Here is a 19,308-nt window from a genome sequence, read left to right as displayed (position 1 = left end):
AGATGAAAAGACGAAAATACACACTGCTGTTTATGCTGCTCCTTGCAGCCTTCACTATTGCTGGTTGTAAGAGCAATTCTGAACAGCCCGAAAAAGCAAAGTCGGTAGCCGCAGAGCAAGCTCCTGCTGTTTCTAACGCACCACATTCTGGTGGAGAAATTACAATTGCCCTACAAAAGGCCCCTGACAATCTTGATACAGATTTTGGTACACAGTGGGAAGCCACCCAGGTCATGAATCACGTGTACGAGGGACTCTTTGAAACAGACGGAAACGGCCAACCACAACCGTATCTTGCTGAGTCCTGCACGCTTTCCAGTGATTCGAAACAGTATGAAATAAAACTCAGAAAAGGCGTGAAATTCTCAGACCAGCACGAGATGAAGGCTGAAGATGTAAAGGCCTCCATTGATCGCTGGCTGCGCATGAATCAGGCCGGCCACATTGTCAAAGACAAAGTCAAAAGCGTTGATATCATAAATGATTATGAAATAAGGATCACCCTGAACCAGATCTATGCGCCCATTCTCAGCATCATGGCTTCTCAGGTATCCGGGCAAAGGGTGTATGTGCGGGAAAAGAAAATTCTGGACAAATTCGGAGAGAATATCATTACCGACTATGTTGGCACCGGTCCGTATATCATTGGGGAATACGTCCCCGGCCAGAAGGCAGTCCTTGTAAAAAATGTAAATTATACGCCTGCAAAAGGAAAACTTTCAGGCCTTACCGGCCAGAGAAATCCTTATCTTGACAAAATCACCATGGATTTTGTTCCGGAAGAGAGCGTGCGCGTGGCCGGGCTTCAAAGTGGCCAGTACGACTTCATAGACGAGGTTTCCACAGACCAGTACGCTACACTCTCCGATTATCCTGGCATCAAACCGATTATTTGTAATGATGGTACAATCAGCGTTATCGCCATCAATTCTGCAAAACCACCCTTTGACAACAAGCGTATGCGACAAGCCCTGGCCTGCGCCATAGATGATAAAGAACTGGCCCAAGCGCAAATTGGCAATGAAAAATTCTGGTCTGTTGAAGACGGAAGTTGGTTCAAAAAAGGGAATATCTGGTATGACCCTAACGCTGGCAAAGAGATGTACAATGTGCACGATCTGGCCAGGGCAAAAAAGCTGGTACAGGAGTCTGGATATAGCGGAGAAACAATCAGCATTATTGGCGACAAATCAAACATGTACGAAAGTAACGCGGCACTTGTCCTGCAAAATCAGCTTAAAGCCATTGGCCTCAATGTCTCCGTTGACCTCTATGATGAGGCAACCGCTTATGATTACGAGACAAGCGGCAAATGGAATATCCGAATCGCCAGATGGAGCGATATGACCCCCGACCCCCAGAACTTCCAGCCCTGGACAGGTACCAATGGGTGGATCACTGGTTGGGACGATAAGGGATCTCACGAAATGGACGCAATATTCGAGAGAATGGCAGTCGCGACAGATCAGAAGGCACGGTATGAAATCGTAAAGGAATTTTATGCCAAATTCTGGGAAGAAGTCCCGTATATAAAGAGCTTTAATGATGTCCGTCTCTATGGCATTAACGAACGGGTAAAGGGCTTTCAGGCCTATGGACAGCCTTTTTTCTGGAATGCGTGGGTAGACGATTCAGCCAACTAATAAGGGCCGTTTCTGCCGGGCACGTCTCTTGGAGAATATCAAGATGATACTGCCCGGCAAGTTTTATAAGGCGGAAGAACGACATATAAATGCAAGGTGTTATAGATGAAGAATACAAATGTATGGAAAATGACAACAGCACTCGACCTGCAGCACAGAATTGTGGGGCTGCATTTCCTTGATTTTCAGGAAGACTATGACAACTGCAAAGCCGAACCTGCAGCACTCAAGGGGCCTTACTGTTATCAAGTCCGACAGGCATTAGATGGCAAGCATTTTAAGGTAGATAAAAATCTCGTCACCTGCGACTATGCCCGTGCGGCCATTGGTCTGGAGAAACCGGATATTTCCATGCGCGAAGGCCGAAGCTTTGACTATTGCGGACTTGCTGAAAGCCGGGCGATTGGAAAAAGCATTGCTGATGCAATGATGTACATTGACCAGGATATTTTTGGCGTTGAACTCGGCCCTCTTGAAGAAATGGAACATGCCGATCTTGTCATCATGGTGGATTACGCGCATACAATGATGCGAATAATGCAGGGATACACCTACAAATACGGCGCACCAAAAAATCTCAGCTTTTATGGGAATCAGGCCATGTGCTCCGACATGACATCAAAGGTATTCCATACAAACGATATCAATTTATCACTGATGTGTAACGGTACAAGGCGGTACGGAAAATTCGACAAGGGGGAGCTTGCTGTTTCCCTGCCGATCAATATGTTCGACCCTCTTAGCGATGGAATCATTGAAACAATCAATGCTGTTCAATCTGTCCCGGAAAAAAAGAGACTCATAAAAACCCTGGAACATAGCAACAGACCAGGTTGTGAAGAAAACAGTGCTGTGGGCAAGACAGACCCTGAATCTCTCGCTCAGAGGCCCAGAACCAATGACGCGCCGGATTTTGCGGGTAGATCGGGCAAGAGAAACAGCCTGGGCCTCGAAATAGATACGCGTTACAATTACGGCAAGGGACTCTTGGCATACGACAATCACGTTTTGGACCTCCGCAAAAAAGGCGATAACGGCTTGTAGTCAACAGGTTGGCCACCTTACTCATTAACGACAATCTGCCCGCCTATGGCAGCGAAAAACGGCCATCCCCCTTCTTTGGCGTAGACCCCATTTTCCTGCAATCTGGCTACATAGTGGCTACAGATTGGCCGTAAACGAAAACAGGCACTTACAGCGTGAGCCGTAAGTGCCTTTATCAATGGTGATCCCGAGGCGATTCGAATGCCTGAGCCGATTATTCATCTCTCTTGCTCAAAAGAGACAATGAAGAGGAACTAGCCCTGACAGGAAATTGTTCTTAGCACTTCATGCCCCAGGAGAGTCAGTCGATATCGCTGCAGACGGCTGGTGGGTTTTTCCGGCAGAGTCATCTCAACAAGACCGGTAGCAAGGGCCGGCTCCTGATAAAGCCTGACAAACGATCTCCTATCCCTTAGACCAAGCAGAGCGAGCAGTTCCTTTCCCAACATTTCGCCCCTGATTACCATTAAAAGTTTTCCGACTTGGGGGGTGACTTGGGGGGTGACTTGGGGGGTATCATCAATAAATGCCTGTAAAGAGTTGAGAACCAAACCCAGCATCAATGAGATAAAGGGAGCAGAATCAGCCTGGTTCGTACTTTCATTCAAGGCCCGATAATATTCACTCTGATATTGATAGACGAGACTCTCTACGGGCAGATAGGCAAAGATCTCATGCCAATCAGAGAGAATGAGGCTTTGCCAGAGGCGACCCATTCGGCCATTACCATCGGCAAAGGGGTGGATGAACTCAAATTCATAGTGAAAGACGCAGGATTTAATCAGGGGATGCGCCTCGCTGTCTCTAAGCCATGAGAAGAGATTGGCCATCAGAGTTGGCACCATATCCGCAGGTGGTGTCAGGTGGATAACCTCTTCGTTCTTCATTATGCCAACCCCAGAGCTACGGTACTGTCCGGCACTGTCAAGAAGACCGAGCATCAGCTCTTTATGGGCCCGGAGGAGGTCGTCTCTTGCCGCGAAACGCCATCTCTCCATCTGACCATAGACCTTTAAGGCGTTGCGAGCCTCCTGCACCTCCTTTAGGGGCGCGATAACGGTCTTTCCCCCTAAGATGGCGGTGATCTGCTCTTCACTGAGGGTATTACCCTCAATGGCAAGAGAGCCTTGGATGGTACGGATTTGATTAATCCTGCGCAGACGGAGATCATCCCGCTTATGGTCCGTTCCTCCAGATTGCTGAAAGGCCTTGATATTGCCAACTTTCTCACTGATCTCTGCCACGAGAGAGAGTATCTGGCTGGTGATGGTAAAGGGAGGATTCATTGCTATTTTATTTGTATGAGCTGTTAGATGCCAAGTTTTTATCTTTGAGCCTAAGCATACTCTATTTACTGGTAAAACAGTAGCAGATGGCTCCGCTTACAGCAGCCACTCATCTGCCCTATACCTTTGCATAAGCATATAAACTCTCCTGTACCTTGTATCACTCGCCACACCCTCTGCACCCTCGTGCCCCAAACGTGCCCCCTGAAACCGATGCTTCAGGATCAATGAAAAACTACGAAAAATATTCTTTCTACACAATATGACCCGGCAAGAGCTTTTTTTATTTCATCCTCAATAGAACCATGACAAATTGAAAATAGAATGTTTAGTAGCATGGAATAAGATTGTTTATGCATAACCAGAAAACCTAAGATCATTTATAAGGATAGTCCATGAAAATAGTACAATCTGACGCGCACAAGAGAGTTAACAGGGATGAAGGATGGGAGGAAATACGCTGCCCTATATGCAATAAAGAGTGGTTTGCCAGAGGAGAGTACTGGCACTGTCCACACCTGATCTTTGCGGCCTGCACCTATTTCGGCTTTGATTTCTCATATATTCGAGAAGAGTATAAGGAAAGTCCTGTTATTAAAAATATGCTCGATATTGCAACTGAATTTGAGTCCTACCTCAAAGAAAACAACTATATTGCTAAGGAGCGTTTTGACGATATTCTTATGGAGAAGTTAGCAAAAATGACATCCCCCGATGTGAGCCACATTCTCGTTGATGAGTATTTGGCAAGACCACCAGAGACCACCTCTTTCATCACTGTCTTTGGTTATAAAGAGTAGGCCAAACAGGCTGATGCAAATAAAGGGCACATATTCATCTCTTTTACTCAAAAGAAAACGAAGGAAAGGAGCCCCGTCACTACGGGCGCCTAGCCTGTGCTTCTCAAAGCTTAGCGAGAGTTTAAGAAGGCTAGCTTAAACAACTCAAACTCTGCTTTCCCCAACCTCTCCACTGCTCAGCTCCGTGACAATGGGGATTGCCCAAAGAAAGGTCGATACAGTGCATATGGGGAAAACGTGCACAAAAAGTAGGCTTTGACTGTGCATATAGTTTAAGCAGGTAGAGAGAGCAGTTCCCTTCCTAATCTTTCACCGCTGATCACCATTAAAAGTTTTCCCTCCTGGGGGGGTGACTTGGGGGAATTTCGTCAATAAGTGACTGTAAAGAGTCGAGAATCAAACCCAGCATAGGCGAAAGTGGGCAGGATTTAATCTGCTCTCCTCACACGATAGTACGGACTGGACACGGAGGGAGAGGGCAAACCATACCTCCAACTCACTCACTTTTCAAATTTTAGTCTGTTGCACTTATTGTACTAATCCAGCTTTGTGGTAAGTTATTATGCTGTTAGGTGAAATCAGCAGCTTTTAGAAATATCATAAAAAAATGAAAAGAAATTAAGCGTGAGGTGACTTTAATGGCAGAACAAGGGAAAACAGGTAAAAAGCAAGATAAGGGTGGAGCTGGAAGTGGTAAAAGTATGCCGTTTACTGATCACAGCACCCCACAGTCAATTGACTATAGCAGAAAAGACAGAATTGTTGATACAGCTCCACCACCACCGAGAAAACCTCCTGGAAAGAAGTAATTAAAATGCAAGAAGATGTAACGGGAGAAAACGATACGATTGCAGAGGAGCAACACAATCTACTTTTCAGTGTCCGACGATCAGTGAGGTATCACAATAGACGGCGAGGTTTTTTCGATCGAGTCAGTAAATTGTCAGATGCCTTTACTGCTATATTTGGATCTAGTACGATTATAGCCCTTATTTCCTCAGAGAATACTGCGTGGATTCCATTGATATTAGCTAGCCTTACAGCTATTTTTTCTGTTCTAGATCTTGTTTTTGAGACTAAGGGGAAAGCAAGGAGTCATCATGATTTCGCAAGGGATTTTATATCGTTAGAAAAAAAATTGATAGATCCAAAATTACATTCTGATCAGTTGTTGGGCGTGATGCGTGAACGTCTTGAAATAGAGGCAGAAGAGCCACCTGTGCTCCAAGTGTTAAACTTAATGTGCCACAATGAATTAGCAAAAGCACTAGGGTATGATGAAAAATATTCTTACAAGATAAACTGGTATCAGAGTCTTTTTTCAAATTTATTTGATTGGTTTCCCTCTTCGATTAAACCCAATAGTATCTCAGATAAATCCGGTTCAGATGCATAAAAATTAAAATTTACGCTGCACATGCTTCTGAACTCTAGGGGGCAAGCATACTATTTGGCAAAACTAACTATTGTGTCCCTGATGATTTCCTAGAGATCCGTAGTGAAAGATTGTTGCAACCATACACATGATCCTTCTAGCCTTACCGATCAACTTACAGCGCTCCAACCTAAACACCCACGGCTACCTACCTTACAAAAGGGTGCATTGATGTCCTCCGCCCCTGTCCTTACACTATTTCTTTTTTATAGACAATAATTAAGAACCATTAGGTGTACGTGTTGGGGTCCTATGATTGGTTGGTGAAGGTTATGTAGCATATATTGGGATAGAAGTGAAAAAGAGAGGTGCAGGTGGTGGCATGGATGAGATTACCGTCCACGCTGGTAGAAATACCGAGACCGTCCGGCAAGCCCTCTCTGAAGATGCGGGAAAGTGGGAGCAGTATCTGCTTGTTGAGGATTGGCAACGGAAGCAGGGGGTTGGGGTGGACAAAATTATTGATCAAAAATTGTTTAACAGTCCCGGCGCGCGATGGCCATACGCTGAATCTATTTATTATGCGCTTTTTTAACAACCCATTTATACAAGGATTTTAGGTTAATGCTAACACCCATAAAACTTGGCTTTATTTCTAGTATTTCGTCTTTTTGCGTTTCGTTTTCTTTTTTATTTGCGCTATATGCGGAACCCATTAATTGAGAGTAGGCTGGGCAATCTAGATAATGCATTTCTTTTATGGACATCCATTCCCATCGCCAATCTTTACTCCTTGCTTCAGAACTCAATCGTTGATGAACATAGTCTCTATCAATTTCATCTACATACTTCGACATATATTCAGTAAATAAACTAAAAAAATTAAAACTAACTTCAGGGCAGAAATTGCTAACACTAAAGATCTTACCATTACTAGAACTGATAGCCGGATCATGCTCTTGGACAACAGGTATTAAATCAGTTTCTTGCCAATAGTTATCTAGTTCAATTATTTTTTTTTCATTCATTTTGCTTGCGATATTACGCTCCCCTAACAAATATAGACTGGAGTAATAGCGGTTACACCGATGCACATTTGCATATGGACATCTAGGCGCTGCGTTTTTGCTAGCGCTTAGCGATGTATACCATTCTAAATCTGGGTAGATATCATTCATTACTTTACATCTAACAAGTTATTATCCGGTTTCCTGATATCATTCAACAACGAGTGATAACCTATGCCCCGTAGTTTTGCCCGACATTTGAGCGAGGAACGAGCGCGAACCAGCTGTTTTGTGCGCGCCTTAACAAGTTGTTATTTATGGTTTTTTAGTGACCAAATGGTAACCTTGCATTCTATAGGCAATTTCTGCAGTTGTCGTTAGCTCAACTCCTAACTTTTCGAACAATGAATATACCAATAAAACCTCCATAAATTTTACTTTCTCTTCTATTTCGTTATTGTTGATATAATAGTCATTTGCATGAGTTATATCGTTTCTGAGTTTACATATACTGCCAATATCACGTTTTTCTACTTTCCATTTACCAGAAACTAATTTTGGTATTCTTGAATAAAAATCTTGGATACATTTTTCTGTGTTGTATTTAGAATTATTGTAGCGAGGAATGCCTCTTAGAAAGCTGGTTGCATTTTCTTTATCACCGAATTTTTTTATTAAATACGGCTTCACTCTATCACACATTTGACCCAGTAATTCTTCGTCTAAATAGCTCTTCTTGTTGAAACATAGTGACTCTAAAATCCGAAAGAAACCTAAAAATCTTTCCTCTGGATTTTCCATTCTTTTATACTTTAAATACTTTGAAAAATAGCCTGAATAAACTTCTGGCAAAGAATAATAGTTATTAAATGAGGTCACTGGAAGCGCAGGAAGTCCTAAAGAATCAAAACGAACATTTAACCCTAACGGAAACAAAGAGTAGCCTTGTTCGTATCTAGGACACAGGCCTTTTGAAGGATAATAAAGTGTTCCCTTGCGGCTACGGAAACTTGAACCGAAGCTAATATCTACCTGTTCGACCAAAAAGTCATCTCCCATAAAAAATGCCAGCAAAGCATATAACTTACGGAAGCTATCCATCACTATTTTCGAAATTTGACCATTTAGAAATACTATGGTTAATGAAGGTGGAAAACTAATTCCTGCACTGAATCTTGGCGAGGAGCTGTGCATTGACAAGTTATAACCAACACCCAATATTCCTACGCCGTCGAGTGGGGTTAAAAACTCATTTAGTTTTTCTGGACATTCCAAAATTGGCTCTTTGTCATTATAAGCCCTAATTATTTCTTCTTGTGTATTCGTAGTTCCTACCCATTCACTTATCTTGTTTGAATGAATACTTATCGATTCAACCAAGTTATTTTCATCTAGATGGGACGGTGAAAAAATCACATAACCGACTTCAAAAGTGCTTTCGAAAAACCCTATATGTTTGGGATGATGTGATATCAGTCTACTACTACCTTTAACAAAGGTAAGCTCATGTAAAAAGAAAGTGTTATTCAAATCTCTACAAATCAAACTATCTACGTCACAATAACCTAATGAACAGTTTCTTTCGTCACCTCCTTCCCCCATTATAGTGATGGTGATTTTTTCTGGAGAAAGGTTTAATTTCGCGGCAAAATTATTTGCACCATCATTTACAACGACCCCAAAGTCGTAGGTCTCTGCTAATTCTAATGCTTCTAAATTAAATGACATTTTTCATCCATATTTGCTGTTCGTAATCCAAAGAATAACAAATTATTATCCAGAAACTGGATATCATTAATAACGAGTGATAAGCTGATATCTCCCGTACGATCCAGATCTTTTCAACCTTGCCTGACTCAACCGCCGACAAATAAAGATCAGCATCCATTACGGGTGATACCAAAAAAGAACCATCAAATCAATGCGTTTTAGCTCAAGCAAGCACTTGACCACCCACAGATAGCCAAAAACCTTTGTTCGCCAGAGATTGCCGACCAGCATCTTATCCTATCACAGGGAATACTCAGAAGCACACCTCTACTCTAGTAAAGGAAGACGGTGCAGGTTGCCTTGCACGGTAGGAATAGGGCAGGTTGTGACAGAAGGTCTACGTGGTAAAGAAAAGAGTATCAGGGTGTAGCAGGGGCCGATATTACCGGTATAGAGCATAGATAGCGCCTGAAACTTGCAGGAGACGTAGGCCCCTCACAGGGCCTCTCAGCGGGTATTACGAAACATGAGAGATGGCGGTCATCGGTTACTCTAAGAAGCTGTGGGTGCCTGCTGGCTTCAAATATGAACGTTCCGCCGAACGTGTTGGCTGTTGCAGGTCGGAGTGCCACTAAAGATGAAAATATTTATACTGCTGTTTCTCATTTTGTTTACTTAGTGCTGAAAAAAATGTTGGTGGATTAATGGAGATGCGTGCGATATGCAAATAGCCTCAATGCAAGTCCCGGCAGATGATGTTAAAATCATACTATTTTCCGGTATAACAGCGAGCGGGGCAAGAGGAGAGAGCTTTCTTGATATAATTTATAATTAATTCGAGATAGTACAACGATAATACGGATGAGGAAAGAGGTTCAGCGCTGTAACTAGCCCCAGCACTTTCTGCACTTATTATGCACTTAAAACGAAAAAGGCACTTACAGCGTAAACCGTAAGTGCCTTATATAACTGGTGATCCCGAGGCGATTCGAACGCCTGACCCTCTGCTTAGGAGGCAGATGCTCTATCCAGCTGAGCTACGGGACCATATTTTTTCATGTTGAAACCGAGGCAATATTACTCGAAGATTCTTAAACTGCAACGTTTTTCTCGTCGATCTCAGATATGACGCATAATAAGACGCTTCAGGGCGTCCGAGCTGAACTCCTTATCGCCCATTTTCAGCTTTTTCAGGGGCACCTCGGCCCGGGCCGCGTCCTTATGGCCACCGGCGGAACCAATCTCGCCAAAGGTCTTAGTGGCAAGTTTTCCGGCACTTTTACGATAACCGTCACAGCGAAAGATATCCACCAGTTTATCTCCGTGGATACCGGAGACAAAGACCCAATCAATATCACCCACATGATTAAGATAATCGGCAAGGATAACCAAAGCATCGGGACTGCGAACCCGACCGGCGTGGCTATAGTATCTTCCCTTGGAATCTTTCAAATTATCAAGGGCGACATTAAAGTCCTTCAACTGTGAACGGCGCAGATCGGCAAGTTCAAACTTACGTACCAGGTTGCGGTTGGCAAAATCAAAGAGATAACGAAAACAGATACTATCGGCCAAGAGACTCTTATTTTCAAAATTCTGGGTATCATCCTTAATCCCATAAAAAAGAGCAGTTGCCAGGGCCGAAGAAGGCTTCATATTGCCTGCCCGCAGATATTCCACCAGCATTGTTGAACAGGCACCGTAGTCCGGACGTATATCAACAAAGGGGACATTAGGCCAACCACCTGCTGGAGTCGGATGGTGATCAATAATGGCATCTATGAAAATATTCTCAAAGACGGGCAGGTGGTTGGGTTGAGAATCAACCATCACCTTCTTATCGTAGTCTTCAAGGTTAATATTTTTAAATCTTTCCAGGGGCACCTTAAGTCGTTCCACCATGGTTACATTATTAACCCGTCTAATCTCATTAGGATGGGCAATAGTAACGCTTTTTGCGCGGTAACGAAGAAGTTTTTTTATCGCCATTGCACAGGCAATGGCATCGGGATCAGCGTTAATAACAACAAGAACCTCGTCATTTTTCTCAAAAATTTCCAAAAAAGACTCAAGCCTGGACTTTGCGGTATTTTTAGATGGTTGAGTCGCTTGTACAGTTGGAAAATTCTTTTTTCGTGCAGCCATAAATATGGTATATAAGACATCTTAGTTAGGGTTGAAACCCTGAGTGGAATACACTCCCGTGCAGGACTGGCAAGGGCCCGTCAAGCCACCACTAAAAAGTCAGCACCTCCGTTAAAATGAAATTTCGTCACCAAGAGCTGGAAACGAAACAGTGAATTTGTTACAACACACTAGATAGCTTGCTGATATATTTGACATACAAGTACAACAAATCGCAACTATACCACAGCTTTTGCGTAAATTGCAAGAGAGCGAAGCAGTCATACCCCCGGTCACCCATACTCATATGAGTAGTTAACCTGGAAAAAAATCTTAACAGAGGTAGAGATTCATGGATCCTGTAATGGGTATTATTGCAGTTGCCCTCGGAGGGGCAGTAGGTTCCCTGGCAAGATACGCCATCGCCCTTGGAACGCAAAAAATAGCCCATGCCTTCCCCTTTGGCACATTTATAGCTAATTTGGCAGGTTGTCTTTTCATTGGCCTACTCTGGAGTTTCTTTGAAAAGATTCATATCTCCCATACCTTTCGCCTCTTTTTATTTACAGGTCTTTTAGGAGGTCTTACCACCTTCTCCACCTTCTCTCGGGAAACATACGGATTTTTCGAAACAGGTGAATACTGGCAGGGATTTGGTTATCTCTTCCTCAGCATCTCCCTAGGACTTGCCATGGTGGCAGTCGGCTTTTTCATTTCCCATAAGTTTTTACTACGTTAATCCCTATGCACCTACTTAACCGATATCTCCTAGGACAATTTTTCAAATTTTTCTTGACGGTGGCCGCAGGCTTTATCGCCCTCTACCTCCTCATTGATTTTTTTGAAAAATTTGATAATTTCACCGAAGCGGGTAAGCCACTCTCCGTGGTTATCAAATATTTTCTCTTCTCCATCCCGGCCATTGTAGATCAACTGGGACCAATACTTATTCTACTCTCCGGAGTCATCTCCTTAGGGGTTCTGAACAGCAGCAACGAACTCACCGCCCTTAAGGCTGGTGGCCTGCCCCTAAGGGCCATTATTCGTCCGATTATTATCGGTGGCGGGGCAGTAACCCTGCTCTTTATGGCCTCGGCCCAATGGATTCTGCCCAGCACCGTCGCCGTCACCAATGATATCTGGATTGAGGGTGTTCAGGGTAAGACCCCCGTAGGTATTGTCCGTAACAACCGCTACTACTACCATGGTCAGGAGGGATTTTACTCCTTTGCCTGGAAAAACAATAAGGAATATCTCTTTGCCAACTTCTCTTACTCCAGCTGGGACAAGGAGTATGGTCTTAAGGAGATGATTTCCGCTACGAGTGCATCGTGGGATGCCAAGCAAAACAGCTGGCTCCTGAAAGGGGGCGTCCTTCAGCAGCAAGAGAGTAGAGGCAGCTATACGACAACGACCTTTACCAGCCGCAAATTCCATTTCCCCGAAACGCCAGAGGCCTTCAGGACGCCACAGCATGCGGAATCAGAGCGATCACTCTCCGCCCTCCTCAAAGGGGCCCTCAACAACCAAATAGCCTTTGAAGCCGAGGAGGCATGGGGACTCTTCCTGGGCAGGATCTCCTATATCTTACTGGGTCTCCCCCTCCTCCTCCTCGGCCTACCCATCCTCCTCCTCTCCTACCAGAAATGGGGCAAAGACCTCTCCATTGCCATTCCGGCAAGTTGTACCATGGCCTTCAGCGCCTGGGCCGTATGGGGAGCCCTGCAGTCCCTAGCCATTGCCGGAAAATTTTCTCCCTGGCTGGCCGCATTCCTCATCCATGCCATATTTATCACTCTGGGACTCTATTTGCTCCGTCGTTTTGACCAGTAAAAACAGAAAAGGCCCTTCTCCCAAGGGGAGAAGGGCCTTTGCAAAAACTGCTCAAACAAGAATCTATTTCTTAGCTGTAGCCGGAGTTGCCTTTTTTTCCTCGCCGATGGAGATAAGATCCACATCAAAGACAAGGACAGAACCAGGCTCGATCACCGGAGGCGCACCATTATCACCATAGGCAAGGGCTGCTGGAATCACCAAATGCACCGATGAACCAACGGGCATAAGCTGAAGAGCCTCACTCCAACCAGAAATCACCTGAGCCACTGGAAATGTAACCGGTTTACCCCTCTTTATAGAACTGTCAAACTCTGTTCCATTAATAAGGGTACCCGTATAGTTGACGCTGACAATATCCGTAAGGGCAGGTTTTACGCCCTTACCCTTTTTCACAAAATTATACTGAAGACCAGACTTGGTGGTCACAACACCTTTTTTCTTTGCATTGGCAGCAAGAAAGGCATCACCCGCGGCTTTATTTTTCTTCTGCATTTCAACCATTTTCTTAGCCTGATCTGCCTGCATCTTAGCCACAAACTGCTGCTGAACCTGCTTCATCTCTTCAGCACTAAGAAGACCTTTCTTTCCCTCATAGGTATCGGTGAGTCCCAGGATCAAGGAGTCAAAACGAATTTGCTCCTTAAGCTCTCCCAAAGACTTGCCAATGTCAGTGCCAATACTATAGCTCAGCTTATCCTCAAAGGTCTTCAGCTTGGTATTATTGCTCTCTGCTGACTGGGCCCAAAGAGGCATGACAAGACAAACTCCGAGTGTTGCTGCAACAATCTTCTTCTTCATTATCTATCCTTTAGTTATCAAGTTAGCCTGCGTTATCAAACACGATCGAAAAATAATAAATCCGCTTTAGAAAAAGACAAGGGTAATTCCCCGATTGGCCTTGTTTAAATTACGATCCTGCCCAAGTATGGGGTAACGACGAATAAGATCACGTACTTCACCGCTACTCTTGGTAAAATCTTCACCAAAAACAATTTTTTTCAACTCACCGTTCATCCACATAAAGTCGAGCATCTTTCGAGACTCCTCTCGAATGACACCACCCTTACCGCTTGAGCCATAGCCATGAATCAAGGTGAGTTGAGTCACACCCTGCTGACCTGCCTCTAGCACCGCCCTATCAAGGCGTTTAAGGGCTGCTTCAACAAAGGGCAGACCGTGTTCAAGATTAACAAGCCTCTGTATATACTCTTTCTTGCAGACGAGCTCTCTCTCCTGTTTTATCCCACAAAAGGGGCAAAACACTATTCTTGCCCCTATCTCATTTCCACAAACATCACACAACAACATCCTCTTCCTACCTCATATTCCACTTATAGACGACGAACAGAGATCACCACCGGCATCTGCCGCAAAATCTGCATAAGATGCTGGAGTTGTTCAAGATCCTTCACCTCTAAAGAGAGGGTAAACTCAGCGGTATCCTCGACGGTAACCCGGGCGGACATCTCTACCATATTGGCACTTTCTCCGGCAATAATAGCACTTACCTCGGAGAAGATCCCCTTAGAATTTTCTGTGACAACATGAAGGACTGCTCGGTAACTGCTACTCGAACTCTGGGCCCAGTCCACATCAATACGTCGATGGGGATCGGTCGAGCCGAGATTAGAGCAATCGGCCTTATGAACCGTTACCCCACGTCCATGGGTAATAAAGCCAATGACCTTATCTCCGGGTACAGGACGACAACACTGTCCTACCCGGACAAGCATCCCCTCTACCCCGGCAATGCGCAGACCATCCTTGCTCTGCTCTATCTGGGTTGTGGCCTGCTTAGGAAGTATCGGCAGGGCCTCATCGGTAACTGCATCCTGAGCCGGCACATCCCTATCCAGTTGTGGATTATGGGGCTGCAGAGCCTTGACCAGGTTTTCGATGGTTATGCCACCGTTGCCCACCTTGATCAGCATATCATCGAGGGAGTTGCAACGTAGCTCCTTAAAGAGAAGACGTATCTGACCGCTCTTCACCAACTTTTTCAGGCTGGTATTATGCAGACGAATCTCTCTCTCACAGATCTCCCGACCGAGTTTTAAGGCCCGCTCGTTCTCCTCCCGGCGAAACCAGGAGCGAATCCTGGCCTTGGCCCGACCGCTCTGCACAAAATCAAGCCAGCCCCGACGGGGATGCTGAGATGGAGAGGTGAGGATCTCAATAATATCACCATTTTGCATATGATATTTGAGTGGAACAAGCCTGCCATTGACCTTTGCCCCGGTACAGTGGTCTCCCACCTCGCTATGCACGGCATAGGCAAAATCGATGGGACAGCTACCGTAGCGGAACTCCTTTACCTCACCACCCGGAGTAAGGACATAGACATCGGGGTCATAGAGCTCACCCTGAACTGAATCAAGAAATTCCCGCGGATCTTCAACATCCTTCAGTGACTTAACTAAATTTTTCAGATCACCAAAGAGCTTAGCATCACGCCCCGCCGTCTTCTGGCCCTCTTTATAGGCCCAGTGGGCAGCAACCCCCTCCGAGGCAACACGATCCATCTCTTCAGTACGGATCTGAATCTCAATAAAATGGCCACAGGGTCCAGCCACCGTGGTATGCATCGACTGATAGTTATTGGCCTTTGGTACCGAGATAAAATCCTTAATTCTCCCGGGAACAGGGGCCCACTCACCATGAATAACCCCAAGGGTCTCATAGCACTCCTTAACGCTGTCAACTATGATACGAAAGGCGACCTTGTCATAGACCTTATCGAGCTTAATATTCTGGGCAACCAGCTTCTTATAGATGGAGTAGAGATGTTTCGGCCGGCCTAAAACACGGAGAGGATGAATATCGTTTTCTTCCAGTTTCCCCTTGAGGGTGGCAAGCATCTCTGCCACATAACTCTCACGTTCCTCAAGAGAGCTCTCCATATCCCGACTCAGCTCGGCGTACTCATCCGGATAGAGAAATCTGAAGGAGTTATCTTCTAGCTCTCTCTTCAGCCAGTCAATGCCCAGACGACTAGCCAGCGGCGCATAGAGATTCATGGTTTCCCAGGCAATCTCAAGCTGGCGCTCACGGGGCAGTTTTTCCAGATTAAAGAGATCGGTGAGACGATCAACAAGCCGGACCAGAAGGACCCGAATATCGGCGGCAATGGCAAGGAGCATCTTACGAACGCCCTCCGCCTGGCCCACCAACTTATTGTTGTACTGTACCTTGGTAATACGACTGGCACCTTCAACAATGGAAGCTACATCATCACCAAATGCGTCCCGCAATTCAGTAATTTCAACCCCATGCTTAATAGTACCGTGGAGCAGAGCTGCAAGAATGGTATCAAGATCAAGTTGCATTGAGGCAAGGGTTGCCCCTACCTCTTGCAGATGCAAGAGGTAGGGGGTCCCGGAAAAATGTTCCTGCCCTTCATGAACACGGGCAGCAAACTGCCATGCATCATCAATACGTTGCATATCAGCATCAGGCTGATAATTTGCTACAAGCACCTTGATCCCATCCGGGCCAAGCATAGACGAGAGTGGCATTTTACATCCTTTAGTCGGTGAGTTCTGCTTGAATGCAACGAGCAAGAAAATCTGCCGCCACCTCAGGGGTCATCTCTTCGGTGTGGCCATCACGACGACGTCTCACTTCAACCATGCCATTCTTGGCAAGGCCTTTGCCCACGGTAAGTCGGTAAGGAATACCCAGAAGATCGGCATCCTTGAATTTTGCACCCGGTCTCTCATCACGGTCATCGAGCAAAACCGAGAGGCCAGCCGCCTGAAGCTCTGCATAGAGCTTTTCAGCAGCAGCAGTAATCTCCGGATCTTTAAGACCAAGATTTAAGACAGTTACCGTATATGGGGCCAGGGGAACAGGAAAAATAATGCCATCCTTATCATGATTCTGTTCGATTGCCGCCGCCACAACCCGGCTAACGCCAATACCATAACAACCCATAACAAAGGGTTTTTCATCTCCGGTGCCATCCTGAAAACGGGCATTCATTGATTCAGAATAGCCTGTACCAAGTTTAAAAACATGGCCCACCTCGATTCCCTCGGTAAGCTCTAATCTACCACCACAGCGCGGACAGGGATCATCGGTGCTGATTTGACGCAGATCGGCAACGGCGGACACGGTACAATCACGCTCGATATTCACATTCTTCAGGTGAAAGTTTTTCTCATTACCGCCCACATAGAAGTTTTTCATGACCATTACCTCCTGATCAGCCACCACCCGAATTGGGATGGCAACGGGTCCAAGATAGCCGGTGGGCACGCCGGTCGCATCAAAAACGGCCTTATCATCCATCAACTCTACATCAGCCACACCCAGGAGGTTCTTCAACTTCACCTCCTCTACTTCACGGTCACCTCGGACAAGCACGGCAACAGCTTCCCCGTCGGCCTCAAAGACCATGGTCTTGACCAACTGCTGCGGGGTAATCTGGAGGAAATCACAGACGGCGTTAACCTTTCTCTTACCCGGAGTTTCAATTTTTTCCAGTTCAGCCAGAGCCTCATCGTTCTCGGTGGCAACCAGCTTAACCTCGGCCTTTTCCATATTGGCCGCATACTCACAGTCCTTACAGACCACGATGGTATCTTCACCGGTCTTAGCCAGCACCATAAACTCATGGGAATGACTTCCGCCAATGGCCCCGGAATCCGCCTGGACAGGACGAAATTGCAGACCGCAACGAGTAAAAATACGCTTATAGGCCTCAAACATCTTGTCGTATGAGAGATTTGCCTGCTCATCATCAACATCAAAGGAGTAGGCATCCTTCATGACAAACTCACGACCCCGCATCAGACCAAAACGAGGTCTGATCTCATCACGAAACTTGGTCTGAATCTGATAGAGGTTGATGGGCAGATCCCGATAGGAGCTCAGCTCATTACGAACGATATCGGTAATAACCTCTTCATGGGTGGGTCCAAGACAGGACTCACGATTATTACGATCGAAGAAGCGGAGGAGTTCCGGACCATATTTTTCATATCGGCCTGTCTCCTTCCAAAGATCGGCAGGTTGTACCATGGGCATCAACATCTCCTGGGCACCGGCACGATTCATCTCTTCACGAACAATATTTTCCACCTTACGAATGGCAGCAAGGCCATAGGGAAGATAGCTATAAACGCCGGAACTAAGCTTTCGCATAAAACCTGCCCGAAGCATCAACTGGTGGCTCGCCACCTCTGCCTCAGCAGGTGTCTCTTTTTTGGTTGGTATAAATGATTGTGAATAACGCATATTTTCACCGTGATAAATTAAATATTTTTCTCTTTTAAATAAGACGGGCCAGGACTCAACATGGATTTAAATGGGGAGCGAGGCCCAACCATCATAAGAATACAATAGATGGATGCCATACGCAAAAAATCTCTAGATACTAGACATTATTATGCTTTTTCTGATATTCCTCTTCCAGCTCACGCAACTCTGCCAAAAAGACCTCAAGGAGTTGCTCCTCGGCGACCTTTTTGTAAAGGACACCCTTTTTAAAGATAATCCCCAAACCTTCTCCACCGGCAATACCAATATCAGCCTCTTTAGCTTCGCCCGGGCCATTGACCACGCAGCCCATAACTGCCACCTTGATGGGGGCCTCCATGGCTTGCACCACCTGCTCGACCTTTTCGGCCAGAGAGAAGAGATCAATTCGGGTCCGGCCACAGGTGGGACAGGAGATAAGCTCCGGTCCTCGCTGACGGATACCGAGGCAACGAAGAAGCTCAAAGGCCACCCGTACCTCTTCCACCGGATCACGGGTCAGGGAAATACGCAGGGTATCACCAATACCCTGGTTCAGGAGAATACCGAGGGCAACGCTTGACTTAACGGTTCCGGCAATAAGCCCACCTGCCTCGGTGACACCTAAATGCAGGGGATAATCGGTGACCTTGGACAGCTGCTGATAGCCATTTACGGTGGTCAGCACATCCGATGATTTAATGGATATCTTTATCTGTTCAAAACCATGTTTCTCCAAGAGACGGACATTACGCAGAGCACTTTCAATCAGGGCCTGGGTATTATCAGCAGTCGGATAACCATACTTTTTCAGAAGATCTTTTTCGATGGAACCACTGTTAACCCCCACCCGAATAGGCAGTCCATGCATCTTGGCAGCGGCCACAACCTTGGCGGTTTTCTCTTCACCACCGAGATTTCCCGGATTTATACGAATAGCAGCGGCACCATTTTCCATGGCGGCAATGGCCAGACGATAGTCAAAGTGAATGTCGGCAATAATGGGCATGGAGCTCATATCGACAAGGGCCGATATGGCCCGGGCCGCATCCTGATCGAGAACAGCCACCCGGGCAATATCACAGCCCGCCTGCTGCAGACGTTGCAGCTGTTCCGCCGTCTTTTCTATATCACGGGTATCGGTATTGGTCATGGACTGAACGCTAACAGGGCTGTCACCACCCACCGCTACCCTACCCACCTGTATTTGCCTTGTCGAACGTCGACTTATCATCGCAGACCTCT

At 45.8% G+C, this 19,308-nt stretch carries 17 protein-coding genes and 1 tRNA gene; 8 read left to right on the top strand and 10 right to left on the bottom strand.

The window, feature by feature from the left end:
- Positions 1–2: 2 nt before the first annotated feature.
- Together DP_RS05935 and DP_RS05930 are read left to right on the top strand one after the other, a co-directional pair.
- Positions 3–1,643 (top strand): ABC transporter substrate-binding protein, encoded by a 1,641-nt coding sequence (locus DP_RS05935; RefSeq protein ID WP_011188417.1) that lies wholly within the window; start codon positions 3–5, stop codon positions 1,641–1,643.
- A 105-nt stretch (positions 1,644–1,748) separates the two neighbouring features.
- Positions 1,749–2,687 carry a DUF169 domain-containing protein gene (locus DP_RS05930; protein WP_011188416.1) on the top strand — a complete coding sequence of 313 codons (939 nt, stop codon included), beginning with the start codon at positions 1,749–1,751 and terminating at the stop codon, positions 2,685–2,687.
- Between the two features lie 254 nt (positions 2,688–2,941).
- Here DP_RS05930 and DP_RS05925 read toward each other — a convergent pair whose 3' ends face one another.
- Positions 2,942–3,973, bottom strand: a complete 1,032-nt coding sequence (locus tag DP_RS05925; protein ID WP_011188415.1) for a Fic family protein — start codon at positions 3,971–3,973, stop codon at positions 2,942–2,944.
- Positions 3,974–4,368: 395 nt separating this feature from the next.
- Here DP_RS05925 and DP_RS05920 point away from each other — a divergent pair, with 395 nt between their 5' ends.
- The 4 genes from DP_RS05920 (at position 4,369) to DP_RS18300 (ending at position 6,743) form a co-directional block, all read left to right on the top strand.
- The gene (locus tag DP_RS05920) at positions 4,369–4,773 is read left to right on the top strand and encodes a hypothetical protein (RefSeq protein ID WP_041277685.1); all 405 of its coding nucleotides are present in this window, start codon (positions 4,369–4,371) and stop codon (positions 4,771–4,773) included.
- A gap of 638 nt (positions 4,774–5,411) precedes the next feature.
- Positions 5,412–5,582 carry a hypothetical protein gene (locus DP_RS17885; RefSeq protein ID WP_156792214.1) on the top strand — a complete coding sequence of 57 codons (171 nt, stop codon included), beginning with the start codon at positions 5,412–5,414 and terminating at the stop codon, positions 5,580–5,582.
- A 5-nt stretch (positions 5,583–5,587) separates the two neighbouring features.
- Positions 5,588–6,169, top strand: coding sequence for a hypothetical protein (locus DP_RS05915; protein WP_011188414.1), 582 nt, complete (start codon positions 5,588–5,590; stop codon positions 6,167–6,169).
- Between the two features lie 334 nt (positions 6,170–6,503).
- The gene (locus DP_RS18300; protein ID WP_193763856.1) at positions 6,504–6,743 is read left to right on the top strand and encodes a hypothetical protein; all 240 of its coding nucleotides are present in this window, start codon (positions 6,504–6,506) and stop codon (positions 6,741–6,743) included.
- On the opposite strand, the gene DP_RS05905 is transcribed toward DP_RS18300, so the two are convergent.
- The 4 genes from DP_RS05905 to DP_RS05890 all read right to left on the bottom strand — a co-directional run bounded on the left by DP_RS05905 (position 6,721) and on the right by DP_RS05890 (position 10,926).
- Positions 6,721–7,326 (bottom strand): hypothetical protein, encoded by a 606-nt coding sequence (locus DP_RS05905; RefSeq protein ID WP_011188413.1) that lies wholly within the window; start codon positions 7,324–7,326, stop codon positions 6,721–6,723. The two genes, DP_RS18300 and DP_RS05905, sit on opposite strands and share 23 nt — an antisense overlap.
- 144 nt (positions 7,327–7,470) lie before the next feature.
- On the bottom strand, positions 7,471–8,883 hold the full coding sequence (locus DP_RS05900; protein WP_011188412.1) for an ApeA N-terminal domain 1-containing protein: 1,413 nt from the start codon (positions 8,881–8,883) through the stop codon (positions 7,471–7,473).
- A 952-nt stretch (positions 8,884–9,835) separates the two neighbouring features.
- Positions 9,836–9,912: transfer RNA gene (locus DP_RS05895), tRNA-Arg, on the bottom strand.
- A 72-nt stretch (positions 9,913–9,984) separates the two neighbouring features.
- Positions 9,985–10,926, bottom strand: a complete 942-nt coding sequence (locus DP_RS05890) for a DHH family phosphoesterase (protein WP_228130173.1) — start codon at positions 10,924–10,926, stop codon at positions 9,985–9,987.
- Positions 10,927–11,341: 415 nt separating this feature from the next.
- Here DP_RS05890 and crcB point away from each other — a divergent pair, with 415 nt between their 5' ends.
- Together crcB and DP_RS05880 are read left to right on the top strand one after the other, a co-directional pair.
- Positions 11,342–11,728, top strand: coding sequence for a fluoride efflux transporter CrcB (gene crcB, locus DP_RS05885; RefSeq protein WP_011188410.1), 387 nt, complete (start codon positions 11,342–11,344; stop codon positions 11,726–11,728).
- A gap of 5 nt (positions 11,729–11,733) precedes the next feature.
- Entirely contained in the window at positions 11,734–12,822 is a 1,089-nt protein-coding gene (locus tag DP_RS05880; protein WP_011188409.1) for an LptF/LptG family permease, read from the top strand.
- Positions 12,823–12,885: 63 nt separating this feature from the next.
- On the opposite strand, the gene DP_RS05875 is transcribed toward DP_RS05880, so the two are convergent.
- The 5 genes from DP_RS05875 to ispG all read right to left on the bottom strand — a co-directional run bounded on the left by DP_RS05875 (position 12,886) and on the right by ispG (position 19,297).
- Positions 12,886–13,623: an FKBP-type peptidyl-prolyl cis-trans isomerase gene (locus DP_RS05875; protein ID WP_011188408.1), complete on the bottom strand. Its 738-nt coding sequence runs from the start codon at positions 13,621–13,623 to the stop codon at positions 12,886–12,888.
- A gap of 66 nt (positions 13,624–13,689) precedes the next feature.
- A complete protein-coding gene (locus DP_RS05870; protein WP_041277683.1) occupies positions 13,690–14,127 on the bottom strand; it encodes a Smr/MutS family protein in 438 nt (145 codons plus the stop codon).
- A gap of 29 nt (positions 14,128–14,156) precedes the next feature.
- A complete protein-coding gene (locus tag DP_RS05865; protein ID WP_011188406.1) occupies positions 14,157–16,340 on the bottom strand; it encodes a RelA/SpoT family protein in 2,184 nt (727 codons plus the stop codon).
- 10 nt (positions 16,341–16,350) lie between these two features.
- Positions 16,351–18,063, bottom strand: a complete 1,713-nt coding sequence (locus DP_RS05860) for a proline--tRNA ligase (RefSeq protein WP_011188405.1) — start codon at positions 18,061–18,063, stop codon at positions 16,351–16,353.
- A 139-nt stretch (positions 18,064–18,202) separates the two neighbouring features.
- Entirely contained in the window at positions 18,203–19,297 is a 1,095-nt protein-coding gene (gene ispG / locus DP_RS05855) for a flavodoxin-dependent (E)-4-hydroxy-3-methylbut-2-enyl-diphosphate synthase (protein WP_011188404.1), read from the bottom strand.
- Between the last annotated feature and the right edge of the window lie 11 nt (positions 19,298–19,308).

The sequence above is a fragment of the Desulfotalea psychrophila LSv54 genome, assembly GCF_000025945.1.
GTDB lineage: Bacteria > Desulfobacterota > Desulfobulbia > Desulfobulbales > Desulfocapsaceae > Desulfotalea > Desulfotalea psychrophila.
This window is presented reverse-complemented; position numbering and strand designations above follow the sequence as displayed.